A 14,629-nucleotide genomic window follows, 5' to 3' on the forward strand; every position below is an offset into this window, starting at 1 on the left:
CAGGAGGAACGACATGAGCATCACCGACACCACCACCGCCCGCTCCGCCGCCCTCATCGCCGCGGAGGAGGAGCACGCCGCCCACAACTACCACCCGCTGCCCGTCGTCGCGGCCACCGGCGAGGGCGCCTGGATCACCGACGTCGAGGGCGTCCGCTACCTCGACTGCCTCGCCGCCTACTCCGCCGTGAACTTCGGCCACTCGCACCCGGTGCTGCTGGAGGCGGCCCGCGAGCAGCTCGGCCGCGTCACCCTCACCAGCCGCGCGTTCCACAACGACCGCCTCGGCCCGTTCGTCACGGCGCTCGCCGCGCTCGCCGGCAAGGACATGGTCCTGCCGATGAACACGGGCGCGGAGGCGGTCGAGTCGGGCATCAAGGTCGCCCGCGCCTGGGGCTACCGGGTCAAGGGCGTCGCTCCGGGCCGGGCGAACATCGTCGTCGCGGCGGGCAACTTCCACGGTCGCACGACCACGATCATCTCGTTCAGCGACGACGCGGAGGCGCGCGACGGCTTCGCTCCGTTCACGCCCGGATTCCGCACGGTGCCGTTCGGCGACGCGGAAGCCCTCGAGGCGGCGATCGACGACGACACCGTCGCCGTGCTGATCGAGCCGATCCAGGGCGAGGCGGGCATCGTCGTGCCGCCGGCCGACTACCTGCCGGCCGTCCGCGAGATCACCGCTCGACGGAACGTCCTCTTCATCGCCGACGAGATCCAGTCCGGCCTCGGCCGCACCGGCGCGACCTTCGCCTGCGACCTCGTCGGAGTCGTCCCCGACGTCTACCTGCTCGGCAAGGCGCTGGGCGGCGGCATCGTCCCGGTCTCGGCCGTCGTCGCGAACTCCGACGTGCTCGGCGTCCTGCAGCCGGGCCAGCACGGCTCCACCTTCGGCGGCAACCCGCTCGCCGCGGCCGTCGGCCTCGCGGTCGTCGAGATGCTCGCGACCGGCGAGTACCAGGCCCTCGCCCGCGAGCGCGGCGCCCAGCTGCACGCGCGTCTCCAGGCGCTGATCGGCCGGGGAGTGGTCGCCGTCCGCGGCGCCGGACTCTGGGCCGGCATCGACATCGACCCGGAGCTCGCCTCGGGCCGCGCGGTCTGCGAGGCGCTGATGGCCCGCGGCGTGCTGGCCAAGGACACGCACGGCTCCACCATCCGCCTGGCGCCCCCGCTGGTCGTCACCGCCACCGAGATCGACTTCGCCGTCGACGAGCTGGAGGCCGTGCTCGCCTCCCTCCGCTGAGGCGCCCCGCCCTCCCTGCCTCCGGCGAGATGCCACTTCGGTACGCCCGGCACGGCGTGTCGCGTACCTAAGTGGCATCTCGCGGAGGGGAGCGGGGTCAGCGGGCGGCGCCGGCGGTCGCGGACTCGGGGAGGTTGCTCATCGGGAGGGTGTACTCGCCCTTCAGCGCCGAGATCCAGACGGTGGTCGGGGCGACGGCGGCGAAGTTCGAGTTGAGCAGCGCCATCAGCGTGGTGTGCAGGGAGTGCGCGTCGATCGAGCCCGCGTCGTTCGAGATCGCGATCGCGCCCGTCGCGTCCGAGAGGACCTCGGCGCGGAGCCCGTGGGTCTCGGCCTCGGCGGCGGAGGCGAGGATGCAGTTGTTGGTCATGTAGCCGACGAGGGTGATCGTGTCGACGTCGTGCTCGCGCAGCCAGTCGAGCAGGTCGGTCCCCGCGAAGACGGTGCCGAACTGCTTCGTCACGCTCTTCCACGAGTCCGAGCGGCGCTTCTCGATCTCGGGGTGCAGAGCGAAGGACGGGCCGGACGGGTCGAAGATCGGGGCTCCCTCGCCCGCGCTGTGCTGGACGACGGCGATCGGGAGGCCCGCGGCGGCTGCGGAGTCGAGAGCGGCGGCGATCCTCGGCAGCGACTGCGCGTGCGGCGGGTACTGGATCTCGAGCGGGCCGCTGAAGTACTCCTGCTGCACGTCCACGAGGATCAGTGCGCGGCGCGGTGTGGTCATGAGGTGCTCCCATCGGTGGCGGACGTCCCCGATCCTCCCGCCCGGGGCTGGGAGCGGCGGTCAGCCACGCGGCCCGCGACCCGGTCGTGCGCGCAGGCCCACACCTCCTCGTGCTCGAGCGGGGTGAGGACGCCGTCATCGAGCAGCCGGTCGGCCCGGCGCAGCACGGCCGCGATCGCCGCCAGCTCGGCGACGGCGGGGGAGTCGACGTCCGCGATCACGAGCCGGCGGGCACAGGCGCAGCGGAGGCGGCGGGTGGAGCGGGCCGAGAGGAGCAGGAGCGACGCGGTCGGCAGGGCGAGCGCGGCCAGCAGGAGGAGCGACAGCCGGTCGAGGGCGAGCGTACCGACGGCTCCGGCGGTCATCGCGGCGAGGACCAGCTGCGGACCGGCCGCATGCAGGCGGAGGCGCCTCCGCTCCTCGACGGAGGTGCCGGGCGCGAAGACGACGAGCTCGCTCCGGACGACGCCGTACCGGCTCGCGCCGACGGTGTGGCGGCCCCAGCGGGGCCCGGCGTCGAGGAGGCGGAGGAGCAGGTGCACGAGCGCCATCCTCGGCCCGTGACGGCGGCATCCGAGGGGGTCCTGACGGAATGCAGGCGGGCCCCGACCCGATCCGCACGGTCCGCTCGCGCGACGCTCACGACCCCCTCACGACGCGGGATCGCGCGCCGACGTCCCTCCACAGCCGATTACCCGTGAGGAAAGCGTGAGGATCCGCTCATTCAGGGCGGGCGCGCTCCTCACGGCGAGTAGAAACATCCAGTGACCTCTTCCGTCGTCCGTGGCGACCCCGACGCCCTCGAACCCTCTCCCCTCTCCTCCGCGCGCGCGGGCGGGGTGAAGGCGTGGCTCCTCGAGGGCCTCCGCGACGACTCCGGAGCCCACCCGGGCCCCCACGCGGCCACCGCCAAGACGCACTCGTGGTGGCGCGTCATGTGCCTCACGGGCGTCGACTACTTCTCCACCCTCGGCTACCAGCCGGCGATCGCGGCGCTCGCCGCGGGCCTGGTCTCGCCGCTCGCGACGATCGTCCTGGTGGTGCTCACGCTCCTGGGCGCACTCCCCGTCTACCGCCGCGTGGCCCGCGAGAGCTTCCGCGGCGAGGGGTCGATCGCGATGCTCGAGCGCCTGCTGCCCTGGTGGGGCGGCAAGCTCTTCGTGCTCGTGCTGCTGGGGTTCGCGGCGACCGACTTCATGATCACGATCACCCTCTCGGCCGCCGACGCCACCGCGCACGCGGTCGAGAACCCCTTCGCCCCCGCCTGGTTCCACGGCGCGGAGGTGCCGCTCACGCTGGGCCTGATCGCCCTGCTGGGGATCGTGTTCCTCCGCGGGTTCCGCGAGGCCATCTCGATCGCGGTCGTGCTCGTGGCCGTATTCCTCCTCCTCAACGCGATCGTCATCGCCGTGGCGATCGGGCACGTGGCCGAGAACCCCGTCGTCATCGGCGACTGGTGGTCGGCGCTCACGACCCAGCACGGGAATCCGCTCGTCATGGTCGGCATCGCGCTCATCGTGTTCCCCAAGCTCGCGCTCGGGCTCTCCGGCTTCGAGACCGGGGTCGCGGTCATGCCGCAGATCCGAGGCGACGCGGGCGACACCGAGGACGCCCCGGTCGGCCGCATCCGCGGGGCGAAGCGGCTGCTCATCACCGCCGCCGTCACGATGTCGGCGTTCCTCATCACCTCGAGCTTCGTGACCACGCTGCTCATCCCGCAGGCGCAGTTCCAGCCGGGCGGCGAGGCCAACGGCCGCGCGCTGGCCTACCTCGCGCACGAGTACCTCGGCGAGGGCTTCGGCACGGTCTACGACGTCGCGACGATCTGCATCCTCTGGTTCGCGGGCGCCTCCGCCCTGGCCGGCCTGCTCAACATCGTCCCGCGCTACCTGCCCCGCTACGGCATGGCGCCGCAGTGGGCCGGCGCCGTGCGTCCGCTCGTGCTGGTCTTCACCGTCGTGGCCTTCGTCATCACGATCCTCTTCCGCGCCGACGTCGACGCGCAGGGCGGGGCCTACGCGACCGGCGTGCTGGTGCTGATCACCTCCGCATCCGTCGCCGTGTTCCTCTCGGCGAAGCGGAAGAAGCAGCGCAAGCGCGCGGTGGGCTTCGCAGTCATCGCCCTGGTCTTCGTCTACACGACGGTCGTCAACGTGATCGAGCGGCCCGACGGCGTGCGGATCGCGGCGGTCTTCATCGTCGGCATCCTCGCGGTCTCGCTCGTCTCGCGGGTGCACCGCTCGTTCCAGCTGCGCGCCACCTCCGTGGTGTTCGACGCCGCCGCGATCGACTTCCTCACGACGGACGCCGACGACTACGGCGTGATCCGCATCCTCGCGAACGAGCCCGACGACGGCTCCGAGGCCGAGTACCGGGACAAGCTGGCAGAGGAGCAGCGCGACAGCAACCTGCCGATGCGCGGCCCTGTGCTCTTCCTCGAGGTGCACACCACCGACTCCTCGGACTTCGAGGAGGACCTGGTCGTGCAGGGCCGCGTCTGCCACGGCTTCCGCGTGCTCACGGTGACCAGCGGCAACATCCCGAACACCATCGCCACGGTGCTGCTCGAGATCCGCGACCTCACCGGCGTGATCCCGGACGTCTACTTCGAGTGGACCGAGGGCGGCCCCCTCTCGAACATGTTCCGCTTCCTCATCACCGGCACCGGCGAGGTCGCCCCCGTCACCCGCGAGGTCCTCCGCCGCGCGGAGTCCCGCCGCGACCGCCGGCCGGGCGTGCACGTGGGCTGACGCCTGCGCACGGCCGAGGCGCACCGCCGAGGCGCAGCGCCCCCAGCGGGCCGCACTCTCGCAGGGCCGCCTTCCCGCTGAGGCGCCGCTCCCTCGCTGAGGCGCCGCTTCCTCGCCAAGACACCGCCGACAGCGCGCCTGCAGCCGGGAGGCGTCGCCGAGGCGCCACTCCCTCCCCGAGACACCGCCTGAGGAGCGGTGTGTCGGCGGATGCGGAGGCGTCCGGGCGAGCGGGCGCCCCGTAGCGTGGGCAGGAGCCCCGCCCGGGGCGCCGACACCGACGAACGGACGACGATGACCCTCGAGGACCAGCGCGCGCACATCCTGACCGGAGCCGTGTACGACGACATGACCCCCGAGCTGGTCGCCGCGCGCGAGCGGGCGGTCCTCGCCTCGAACGCGTACAACGCGAGCTTCGGGCGGCCGCCCGTCGAGCGCGAGGCTCTGCTCCGCGAGCTCGTCGCCTCGGTGGGCGGGGACGCGCACCTAGAGCCGACGTTCCGCTGCGAGTTCGGGTTCAACATCACGATCGGCGACCGCTTCTACGCGAACTTCGACTGCATCCTGCTCGACGGCGCCCCCATCACGATCGGCGACGACGTGCTGTTCGGCCCGCGCGTCTCGATCTACACCTCGAACCACGCCCTCGACCCGGCCGAGCGGGCGGCCGGCGCCTGCACCGCGAAGCCTGTCGTCGTCGGCGACGGCGTCTGGATCGGCGGCGGCGTCACGATCAACCAGGGCGTCACCATCGGCGACGGGGCCGTGATCGGCTCGGGCAGCGTCGTCACCCGCGACGTCCCTCCGCTCACCATCGCCGCCGGCGTCCCCGCCCGCGTCCTCCGCACGATCACCCCCGACGACCGCACGGGCTACCGCCCGGCCCACTGAGCGCCGCGCCCTGCCGCCCGGCTCCGCTCGCGAGATGCCACTTCGGTACGCCTCGCCCGGCGTGTCGCGTACTCAACTGGCATCTCGCGGAATGCCGCCCGGCTCCGCTCGCGAGATGCCACTTGTGAGGGCGACACGCCGCCAGGGAGCGTCACAAGTGGCATCTCGCGGGAGGGAGAGGGAGAGGGTCAGCCGTCAGGACTTCACGGTCGACAGGGGCTCGGTGATGTCCTCGAGGCTGCGGCGCTCGGCGTCGACGCCGAAGAGCAGGGCGATCACGCCGCCGAGGATCATCACGGCGGCGCCGACGAAGTAGCCGATCGTCAGCGGGCCGCGGTCGCTGCCGTCGCCGATCAGGGCGCCGTAGAGAGCGGGCGCGACCGCTCCGGCGATCTGGCCGAGGGTGAAGAAGTACGAGATCGCCTGGCTGCGCAGCTCGAGCGGGAAGATCTCGCTCACGGTCAGGTAGGCGCTCGACGCTCCCGCGGAGGCGAAGAAGAACGACACGCACCAGAGGATCGTCTGCGTCGTCGCGGTCAGCACGTCCATGCTGAAGAGGACGGCCGACACGGCCAGGACCGCACCCGAGACGCCGTAGGTGAGGAAGATCATCTTCCGCCGGCCCCAGACGTCGAACAGGTGACCGAGCACCAGCGGCCCGACGAGGTTGCCGATCGCGAACGGGAAGAAGAAGTACGAGATCGCGCTCTGCTCGACCCCGTAGAAGTTCTCGAGCACCAGCGCGTAGGTGAAGAAGATCGCGTTGTAGAGGAACGACTGGGTGATCATCATCGTCGCGCCCACCAGCGTGCGCTTCGGGTACTGCCTCAGCAGCACACCGGCGATGGTGCGGAACGGGATGCTCTCGGTCGCCTTCACCGTGATCGCCTTCGAGTCGTCGACCGGTTCGAGCACGCCGCCCTCGGCCTCCACCCGGCGCTCGATCTCGTCGACGGTGCGCTCCGCCTCCTCCTCGCGGCCGTGGGTCATCAGCCAGCGCGGGCTCTCGGGGATGTGGCGGCGCAGGTAGATGATCGCCAGTCCGAGGATCGGGCCGAGGAAGAAGCCGAGGCGCCAGCCGACGTTCTCGGCGAAGAGCGCGTCGTTCAGGAAGAACAGGTTGGCTGCGGAGCCCAGAGCCGCGCCGCCCCAGTAGGTGCCGTTGATCGCGATGTCCACGCGGCCGCGGTACTTGGAGGGGATGAGCTCGTCGATCGCGGAGTTGATCGCCGCGTACTCGCCGCCGATCCCCATGCCCGCGAAGAAGCGGAAGACGGCGAGGAAGACGTAGTTCGGCGCGAGTCCGGCCAGGCCGCTGGCGACCAGGTAGATGACGAGGGTCAGGATGAACAGCTTCCGCCGCCCGAGCTTGTCGCTCAGCCGCCCGAAGATCAGGGCGCCCGCGATCTGGCCGACCAGGTAGATCGTGCCGAGAAGGCCGACCTCGAAGGCCGAGAGCCCGAACTCCTTGGCGAAGCCGGCGGAGGCGACGATCTGGATCTCGAGTCCGTCCAGCACCCACGAGAAGCCGAGGCCGACGACGATCGACCAGTGGAAGCGGGTCCAGGGGAGCCGGTCGATGCGGGCGGGCACGAGGCTCCGGACCGGGCCGCGCGGACTGGTGGATGTCGACATGGCGAGCGCCTTCCTGTCGCCCCGGCGTCGTTGCGGAGGAACGCTGTCCCGAGCGCGGCGAGACGACACTAGACCCGCGGGCGGCTCCATATCGCCAGGCTATTCACCCCTTGTCACCGACCGCCGAGCGGGTGTATTCCGGGGGTCGGTGCCCACCCGGATCCGGAGCGCGGCGCGGTGGACTCGAGCCCGGATCCGTCCCGCGGGGCCTGACACCGCGCGCCTCCTCCGCCTAGCGTGGAGGCATGATCGACGCGACGCCCGCGGGCACCCCCACCTACGTCCTCAGCGAGGCGCCCGTCTGGGATCCGGACACCGCCCGCCTCACCTGGGTCGACATCGAGGCCGGCGCGGTCCTGTCGGCCCCCGTCACCGCGGAGGGGATCGGGGCGATCTCGCGCACCGACGTCGGCGAGCAGATCGGCGCCGCGCTGCCGCTGGGCAACGGCCGGACGCTGGTCGCGCTGACCCGACGGCTCGCGATCCTCGAGGTCGACGGCTCCCTCACCCGCGGCTCCGAGCTGCTGCCGGAGGGGCACCGCTTCAACGACGGCACGATCGACCCGCAGGGGCGCCTCCTCGTCGGCTCGCTGACGCTCGGCGAGTCGGCAGGCGACGACGTCCTGCTGCGCATCGAGCGCGACGGATCCGTCACCGTGCTCGACGACGACCTGCGGCTCTCCAACGGGCTCGGCTTCTCGCCGGACGGCTCCGTGCTGTACTCGGCCGACACCGAGTCGGGCGTGATCCACCGCCGCTCCTACGCGGACGGCGAGCACGGCACGCGGGAGCCCTTCGTCGAGCTCGAGAAGGGCGTGTTCGCCGACGGGCTGACCGTGGACGCGGACGGCCGCGTGTGGGTCGCGGTCTGGGGCGGGAGCGGCGTGCGGGTCTTCGAGGCCGACGGCAGCCCGGTCGAGGGCGAGGGCATCAGGATCGACGCCCCGCACTCCTCCAGCATCGCCTTCGCGGGGGAGGACCTGGACATCGCGGTCGTCACCTCGGCGTCACGCGACCTCTCGGCGGACGAGCGGGCGCGTCATCCGCACGCCGGCGGACTGTGGATCGCGCAGCCCGGCGCCCGCGGCCGCGTCGCCACGCGCTGGGTGGAGGGGCCTCTGCCCTAGGCGCGGCCGGTCGCCCGTCAGACGGCGGGCGTCGTCGGCCCGCTCGGCTCCGACGCCGGCTGCGGCACGAGGGTCAGCCGCGAGATGCGGTAGCGGTCGGTCTCGGCCACGCGGAGCAGGTGGTCGCCGACGAGGACGGAGTCGCCCACCACGGCGACGCGGCCGATCCGGTCGAGGACGAATCCGCCGACCGTCTCGTACGGGCCCTCGGGCAGCTCGATGCCCAGCTGCTCCGCCAGGTCCTCGAGGATCATCCCGCCGTCGACGTCGTGCAGCTGCTCGGCGGCCTTCGCGTCGACCGCCTGGCGGGCGCCGTCGTACTCGTCGTAGATCTCGCCGACGAGCTCCTCGAGCAGGTCCTCCAGCGTGATGATGCCGTCGGTTCCGCCGTACTCGTCGATGACGACGGCGATCTGGTGGCCGTCCTGGCGCATGGTGCGCAGGGCCGCGAGCACCTTCGTCGTGCCGGGGACCGCGAGGATCGGGCGGGTGATGTCGGCGACGCTGCTCGCGGTGCCGGCGCGGCCCGCCTCCGGGAACGCGGACATCAGGTCGCGCACGTGCACGAAGCCGAGGACGTCGTCGAAGTCGTCGCCGACGACCGGGTAGCGCGAGTGCGGCTGGTCGAGGACCGCCGCGTAGCCCTCGGCCACGCTGAGCGCGCCGCGGAGGAAGTCGACGTCCGGGCGGGGGCGCATCACCTCGGCGACGCGGCGGTCGTCCGCGCGGAAGATGTCGGTGAGCAGCCGGCGGCTGTCCTCGTGGATCTCGGTGTTGCTGGAGATCATGTCGCGCACCTCGTCGGCCGAGACGCTCTCGCCCTTCTCGCGCGGATCGGCGCCGAGGAGGCGGACGACGGCGTCGGTGGAGACGGACAGCAGCCAGATCACGGGGCGCATCAGGCGCGCGAGGGCGTTGAGAGGGGGCGCGAGGGCCTTGGTGAACGTGACCGACTTCTGCATCGCCAGGCGCTTGGGGACCAGCTCGCCCAGCACCAGGGAGAGGTACGCGATGACGAGGGTCATCAGGATCAGGGCGACGGTGGAGGCGGCGGAGGCCGAGAGGCCGAGCGACTGCAGCGGCGGCACGAGGTCGGGCGCGATGGTCGAGGCGCCGTACGCCGAGGAGAAGAAGCCGGCGAGCGTGACGCCGATCTGGACCGCGGAGAGGAACGTGTTGGGGTTGCGGACGAGCTCGGCGATGCGGCGGCCGCGCTCGCTGCCGGCCTCGATCGCGCGGACCTGGCTCTCGCGGAGGCTGACGATGGCCATCTCGGTGCCCGCGAAGACGCCGCCGAGGAGGACGAACAGCACGACGAGGCCGATGTTGAGGAGGGTGTCGAGATCCACGCCGACCAGAGTAGGGATGCCGGCCGTGAGAACGCCTCGTGGACTCTCAGGGAGCGGGGTGAGGAGCGCGCGACTCCGCAGAAGTCGCGCTGATCGCGCGCGACTCCTGCGACGTCTGGAGGGTCGCGGGGGCGGCGGGGCGCGCCCGCCGCCCGCTCAGGACGCGTCCGCCGGGCGCACGCCGATCGTGAGGATGAGGTTCGCGTAGATGCGGCGGTCGCCCGAGGCGATGGTGAGCGCGACGTCGGGCGTGCGCGCCTCGGCGTAGAAGGCGTGCCGCTCGAGCGAGGTGAAGGGGACGCCGTCGAGGGACCGGCGGAAGGCGTCCTGCGCGGGGACGTCGATCCCGGGCGCTGGGGTCATGACCGTCGCCTCTTCGACGACGATCGCCGAGAGCAGGGCGTCGAGGATCTCGTCGACGGTCAGCATGTCGGGCCGGAGGTTGAGGTGCACGAGGGCCGAGTTCGGGCCGAGCGTGGTGCCGACGGGGTAGTTGCCGTCGGCGATGAGGACGCGGGAGCCGTGGCCCGCGCGGGCGAGCGCGTGCAGGATCTCGGGGTGCAGGAGGGTCGTGGTCAGCAAGAGGAGCTCCTAGAGGTCGTGGAGGTGGGCGACGGACGAGCCGGCGAGCAGGCGGCCGGGGAGCCTCCGCTCCTGGGGGCCGGGCTGCTCCGACCCGGACTCGAGGCGGAGGCGGACGAGGGCGGCGGCCTCGGCGGCGATCGCCTCGGTCGGCTGGGCGATCGTGGTCAGGTGAGGGCGGACCACGCGGGCCAGCTCGACGTTGTCGAAGCCGACGACCGAGAGGTCCGTCGGCACGCGCAGACCGGAGTCGCCGAGCGCGATCAGGGCGCCGACCGTCAGCTCGCGGTTGCCGGCGAACAGGGCGGTCGGCCGGGGCCTCAGGGCGAGGATCCGCTCGACGGCGGCGACCCCGCTCTCCACTGTCAGCGGGCCGCGCACCACGGCGTCGGAAGCGGGGTGCACGCCGCGCTCGGCCAGGGCGGCGAGGAAGCCGGCCGTCCGCTCCCGGGTGGAGGACACTCCGTCCTCCCCGCCGAGCACCGCGATCCAGCGGTGGCCGTGGTCGAGGAGGTGGCGGGCGGCGGAGGCGCCGGCGCCCGCGTTGTCGAGCGCGACGCGATCGGTGACCAGCGCGTCGTCGATCCAGTCGACGGTCACGACGGGGGTGCCCTGCTCGGAGGCGCGGCGCAGCGCGTCGACGTCGCCCGCGGACGGCACCGCCACGATCCCGTCGACCATCTTCTCGAGCAGCAGGTCGACCGCGGCGCCCGGCTCGGGGCGGCTCACGCCGACCAGCACGCCGATGCCCTCCTCGTGCAGGGCCCGCTCGAGTCCCGCGATGATCGAGAGGTGGAACTCGTTGTCGAGGGCGGGCAGCAGCACCCCGACCGTGCGGGAGCGCCGCGAGCGCAGGCCGCGCGCGAAGCCGTTGACGCGGAAGCCGACCTGGGCGGCCGCGGCCTCGATCGCCGCCCGGTTCTCGGGGCGCACGGGGAGGCCGTTGTAGTGCTTCGAGATGGTCGAGAGCGAGAGCCCGGTCAGCCGCTGCAGATCCTTGTAGGTGGCCACGTCACAGGGTGGCGCGGGGCGAGCCGTAGCCGCTCCAGCCCGGGATCGTGCCGTCGGCGTCCCACAGGTCGAGCCAGCCGGTGCTGCCGGGCCAGAGGAAGACCTGGCCCTTGATCAGCCGGTTGTTGCGCTCGGCGCCGCGCAGCGCCTCCTGCTCCTCGGCCGTGAGCACCAGGGAGGCGGCGGCCAGGTTCGCGTCGATCTGCTCCGGCTTCACCGCGAAAGGGATCGGGATCTGGCCGCGGTTCACCGCCCAGGCGAGGCACACGACGGCCGGATGCACGCCGCGCTCGTCGGCGATCGCCCGCACCGCGGGGTGCTCGATGTCGACGATGTCGCCCTCCACCCGGTCGCGCTCGGGCCGCGACGGCGAGCCCAGCGGCGAGTACCCGATCGGCTGGATGCGGTGGTCGAGGCAGAAGCGGAACAGCTCCGGCTGCTGGAAGCAGGGGTGCAGCTCCATCTCGTTCAGCTGCGGGGCGATGCGGACGTCGGCGAGGATCCGCTCGAGCTTGGGGATCGTGACGTTGGAGGTTCCGAGGTGCCGGACGAGCCCCCGGTCGACCAGGCTCTCGAGCGCGCGCCAGGTCTCGAGGAACGCCTCGTGGACGTACGGGCGGGCGTGCGGATCGCGCGCGTCGGTCTCGGCGTGCGGCGGGTGGTGGTTGGGGAAGGGCCAGTGCACGAAGACGGCGTCGAGCACGTCGAGGCCGAGGTCGGCGAGCGAGCGCTCGACGGAGGCGACGGCCGCCGCGGGCTCGTGCGCGTCGTTCCAGATCTTCGACATGACGAAGAGCTCGTCGCGGTCGACTCCCGAGTCGGCGATCGCCCGGCCGACGCGCGGCTCGTTGCCGTAGACGGTGGCGCAGTCGAGGAGGCGGAAGCCGGCGCGGAGGGAGTGCTCGACGGCGAGGCCGACGGTCTCGGCGTCGTAGCGGTCGGACCCGAACGTCCCGGCGCCGATCGCGGGGATGCGGCTGCCGCTGGCGAGGACGCGGTGGCTCGGCGGGGTGGGGGCCATGCGGGTCCTCCTGGGGCGACCGGGGGCGAAACGTTGCGCTTCACGGTAGGCGGGAGGACGTGGCGTCGTCAACGGGGCTGCAGGTGCCCGTGTGCAACGTTTCGTCTGGAGCGCGCTCTTGTCCACCCGTCTCGCTGCTCCGCCTCTCTCGAAACTCCAGAAGTTGTCGCACTCGAGGTCGACTGCGACGACTTTCGGAGAGTCGAGCCGACCGAGCCGAGCGCGGGTCGCACGCGGTCGCTGCACGCGGGCACTCCACCGCCAGACTCCAGAAGTTGTCGCACTCGAGGTCGACTGCGACAACTTCCGGACTCTCGGGTGGGAGCGGCGGGCGCGCGACGAGCGGCCTGCGGAACGACGTCCGGAGGCCGGCACGCCGCTCAGACCAGTCGGCGCGAGTCCTCCGTGACCACGCGGAACCAGCGCGCGCCGTAGCCGTCGAGGGACACCGACACGGAGCCGTCCTCGCCGAGCGGCAGCGACTCGCCGCCGAGGGAGTCGACCAGCCGCGCCCCGGCGGGGGCGTCGGGGAGCAGGAGGTGCGCCGTGCGCGGGTCCGACGCCAGGTTGTGCACCGCGACCGTCGTGCCGGTCGACGCGGACATCCGGTGCGCGAGCACGCTCGGCTCGTCGCAGGGGAGGTGCGTGTAGTCGCCCCAGCCGATCTCGGGCGACCGCCGGTACAGCCAGGCGAGGCCCTTCACGTGGGCCAGGAGGGAGTCCGGATCCTGGAGCTGGGCCGCCGCGTTCACGTGCTCGGGTCCGAAGCCGCCGCCGGGAGGCGCGGCGATCAGGTCGGCGGCGTCGGCTCGCGAGAACCCGCCGTTGGCCGCGCTGCTCCACTGCATCGGGGTCCGCACGGCGCTCCGGCCCGGGATGTCGGCGTTCTCCCCCATCCCGATCTCCTCGCCGTAGTAGAGCACCGGGGTGCCGGGCAGCGAGAAGACCAGGCTGTGGACCAGGCGGACGCGGCGCGGGTCGCCGTCGACCATCGGCGGGAGGCGGCGGACGATGCCGCGCCCGTGGATCCGCTGCGACTGCTCCGGAGCGAACGCCGCGAAGACCTCGTCGCGCTCGTCGTCGCTCAGCTGGTCGAGGGTGAGCTCGTCGTGGTTGCGCGCGAAGTTCGCCCACTGGCTGCCGACGGAGATCTCGGGGCGGCTCGCGAGCGCCTCGACGAGCGGCGCCGCCTCCTGCCGGGCCAGCGCGAGGTAGAGGCGCTGGTTGCCGATGAAGTCGAACTGCATCGACAGCTCGTCCGCGTCCGCGCCGCCGAAGAAGCCGAGCTGCTCCTCGCGGGTCACGTTGACCTCGCCCAGCAGCATCGCCTCGCCGGAGCGCCGCGAGACGAAACGGCGCAGCAGGCGCAGCCACTCGTGCTCGTCGCGGGCGCCGGGCTCGATCAGGTACGGCACCGCGTCGACCCGGAAGCCGTCGACGCCCAGCTGCAGCCAGAATCCGATGACCTTCGCGATCTCGTCGCGCACGGCCGGATTCTCGGTGTTGAGGTCGGGCTGGTGCCGGTAGAAGTGGTGCAGGTAGTACTGGCCGGCCTCCTCGTCGCGGAACCAGACGCCGTCCTCCGCATCGGGGAACACGTTCGCGGGCTGGTAGGCGGGCGGCTCGTCGCGCCAGACGTAGTAGTCGCGGTACGGGCTGTCGGGGGAGGAGCGGGCGGCCTGGAACCAGGGGTGCTGGTCCGAGGTGTGGTTGACGACGAGGTCGACGATCACGCGCATCCCGCGGTCGTGGGCGGTCCGGATCACCTCGACGACGTCGCCGTGGTGCCCGAAGCGCTCGTCCACTCCGTAGAAGTCGCTGATGTCGTAGCCGTTGTCGCGACCGGGGGAGCGGTAGAACGGCGCGAGCCAGAGGCAGCTGACGCCGAGCTCGGCCAGGTAGTCGATCCGGTGGACGAGGCCCTCGAGGTCGCCGACGCCGTCGTCGTCCCAGTCCATGAACGTCTTCACGTCCAGGTTGTAGAACACGGCGGTGCGCCACCACAGGTCGCTGGTGTCGGTGACCCTCATGCGCGGGGCTCCGTGCGGGACGAGGCGGGGGTCGCGGGGGTGAGGGTCGGAGCGAGCGGGGAGGCGGGGCTCGCGCTGGGGGCCGAGGTGCGGCCCCCGCGGGTGGCGCTCCAGGAGGAGGTGCTGCCCGCGGTGGTCGGCGAGGCGGCCGGGCCTTCGGGGGCGGGAGTGGCGGTGTGCGGGTGCTCGTGATGCGTCACGGAGGGGCTCCAGGGGTCGGGGGAGGCGGCGGGGGCCGTCCTCGGAGGCTAGGCGGGGCGGGGCGG

13 protein-coding genes are annotated in these 14,629 nt (G+C 72.5%); 4 read left to right on the forward strand and 9 right to left on the reverse strand.

Annotation, left to right across the window (positions count from 1 at the left end):
• The first annotated feature begins 13 nt into the window (after positions 1 to 13).
• Positions 14 to 1,243 (forward strand): ornithine--oxo-acid transaminase, encoded by a 1,230-nt coding sequence (gene rocD, locus GSU45_RS01485; RefSeq protein WP_159912106.1) that lies wholly within the window; start codon positions 14 to 16, stop codon positions 1,241 to 1,243.
• A gap of 97 nt (positions 1,244 to 1,340) precedes the next feature.
• On the opposite strand, the gene GSU45_RS01490 is transcribed toward rocD, so the two are convergent.
• Together GSU45_RS01490 and GSU45_RS01495 are read right to left on the reverse strand one after the other, a co-directional pair.
• Positions 1,341 to 1,967 (reverse strand): isochorismatase family protein, encoded by a 627-nt coding sequence (locus GSU45_RS01490; RefSeq protein WP_159912108.1) that lies wholly within the window; start codon positions 1,965 to 1,967, stop codon positions 1,341 to 1,343.
• Positions 1,964 to 2,509 (reverse strand): DUF6611 family protein, encoded by a 546-nt coding sequence (locus GSU45_RS01495; protein WP_159912110.1) that lies wholly within the window; start codon positions 2,507 to 2,509, stop codon positions 1,964 to 1,966. Before GSU45_RS01495 ends, GSU45_RS01490 begins: the two co-directional genes overlap by 4 nt.
• A 297-nt stretch (positions 2,510 to 2,806) precedes the next feature.
• Between GSU45_RS01495 and GSU45_RS01500 the strand changes: the two genes are divergently transcribed.
• Positions 2,807 to 4,717 carry an amino acid permease gene (locus tag GSU45_RS01500; protein WP_159916769.1) on the forward strand — a complete coding sequence of 637 codons (1,911 nt, stop codon included), beginning with the start codon at positions 2,807 to 2,809 and terminating at the stop codon, positions 4,715 to 4,717.
• A 294-nt stretch (positions 4,718 to 5,011) separates the two neighbouring features.
• Positions 5,012 to 5,608, forward strand: a complete 597-nt coding sequence (locus tag GSU45_RS01505; RefSeq protein WP_159912112.1) for a sugar O-acetyltransferase — start codon at positions 5,012 to 5,014, stop codon at positions 5,606 to 5,608.
• Between the two features lie 195 nt (positions 5,609 to 5,803).
• Here the strand turns inward: GSU45_RS01505 and GSU45_RS01510 are convergent, their stop codons facing one another.
• A complete protein-coding gene (locus tag GSU45_RS01510) occupies positions 5,804 to 7,243 on the reverse strand; it encodes an MFS transporter (protein WP_159912114.1) in 1,440 nt (479 codons plus the stop codon).
• A gap of 245 nt (positions 7,244 to 7,488) precedes the next feature.
• On the opposite strand from GSU45_RS01510, the gene GSU45_RS01515 reads away from it, so the two are divergent.
• Positions 7,489 to 8,370 (forward strand): SMP-30/gluconolactonase/LRE family protein, encoded by an 882-nt coding sequence (locus GSU45_RS01515; protein WP_159912116.1) that lies wholly within the window; start codon positions 7,489 to 7,491, stop codon positions 8,368 to 8,370.
• Between the two features lie 17 nt (positions 8,371 to 8,387).
• Here GSU45_RS01515 and GSU45_RS01520 read toward each other — a convergent pair whose 3' ends face one another.
• From GSU45_RS01520 to GSU45_RS01545, 6 genes are all read right to left on the reverse strand, one after another.
• Positions 8,388 to 9,719, reverse strand: coding sequence for a hemolysin family protein (locus tag GSU45_RS01520; RefSeq protein WP_159912118.1), 1,332 nt, complete (start codon positions 9,717 to 9,719; stop codon positions 8,388 to 8,390).
• 156 nt (positions 9,720 to 9,875) lie between these two features.
• Entirely contained in the window at positions 9,876 to 10,301 is a 426-nt protein-coding gene (locus GSU45_RS01525; protein WP_104225080.1) for an RbsD/FucU family protein, read from the reverse strand.
• A gap of 9 nt (positions 10,302 to 10,310) precedes the next feature.
• Complete coding sequence (locus GSU45_RS01530) at positions 10,311 to 11,312, reverse strand: LacI family DNA-binding transcriptional regulator (protein ID WP_159912120.1); 1,002 nt, start codon at positions 11,310 to 11,312, stop codon at positions 10,311 to 10,313.
• Position 11,313: 1 nt separating this feature from the next.
• Positions 11,314 to 12,333: an aldo/keto reductase gene (locus GSU45_RS01535; protein WP_159912122.1), complete on the reverse strand. Its 1,020-nt coding sequence runs from the start codon at positions 12,331 to 12,333 to the stop codon at positions 11,314 to 11,316.
• Between the two features lie 380 nt (positions 12,334 to 12,713).
• The gene (locus GSU45_RS01540; RefSeq protein ID WP_159912124.1) at positions 12,714 to 14,363 is read right to left on the reverse strand and encodes an alpha-amylase family protein; all 1,650 of its coding nucleotides are present in this window, start codon (positions 14,361 to 14,363) and stop codon (positions 12,714 to 12,716) included.
• Positions 14,360 to 14,563, reverse strand: a complete 204-nt coding sequence (locus GSU45_RS01545; RefSeq protein ID WP_159912126.1) for a hypothetical protein — start codon at positions 14,561 to 14,563, stop codon at positions 14,360 to 14,362. Before GSU45_RS01545 ends, GSU45_RS01540 begins: the two co-directional genes overlap by 4 nt.
• Positions 14,564 to 14,629: the final 66 nt, after the last annotated feature.

Origin of the sequence: Rathayibacter sp. VKM Ac-2801, from assembly GCF_009834245.1 — a bacterium.
Classification (GTDB): Bacteria; Actinomycetota; Actinomycetes; order Actinomycetales; family Microbacteriaceae; genus Rathayibacter.

Bases quoted from the DNA above. Each gene is read 5' to 3' on its own strand.
- GSU45_RS01535 (WP_159912122.1), bottom strand. From the start codon at position 12,333: ATGGCCCCCACCCCGCCGAGCCACCGCGTCCTCGCCAGCGGCAGCCGC.
- GSU45_RS01540 (WP_159912124.1), bottom strand. From the start codon at position 14,363: ATGAGGGTCACCGACACCAGCGACCTGTGGTGGCGCACCGCCGTGTTC.
- GSU45_RS01490 (WP_159912108.1), bottom strand. From the start codon at position 1,967: ATGACCACACCGCGCCGCGCACTGATCCTCGTGGACGTGCAGCAGGAG.
- GSU45_RS01505 (WP_159912112.1), top strand. From the start codon at position 5,012: ATGACCCTCGAGGACCAGCGCGCGCACATCCTGACCGGAGCCGTGTAC.
- GSU45_RS01510 (WP_159912114.1), bottom strand. From the start codon at position 7,243: ATGTCGACATCCACCAGTCCGCGCGGCCCGGTCCGGAGCCTCGTGCCC.
- rocD (WP_159912106.1), top strand. From the start codon at position 14: ATGAGCATCACCGACACCACCACCGCCCGCTCCGCCGCCCTCATCGCC.
- GSU45_RS01515 (WP_159912116.1), top strand. From the start codon at position 7,489: ATGATCGACGCGACGCCCGCGGGCACCCCCACCTACGTCCTCAGCGAG.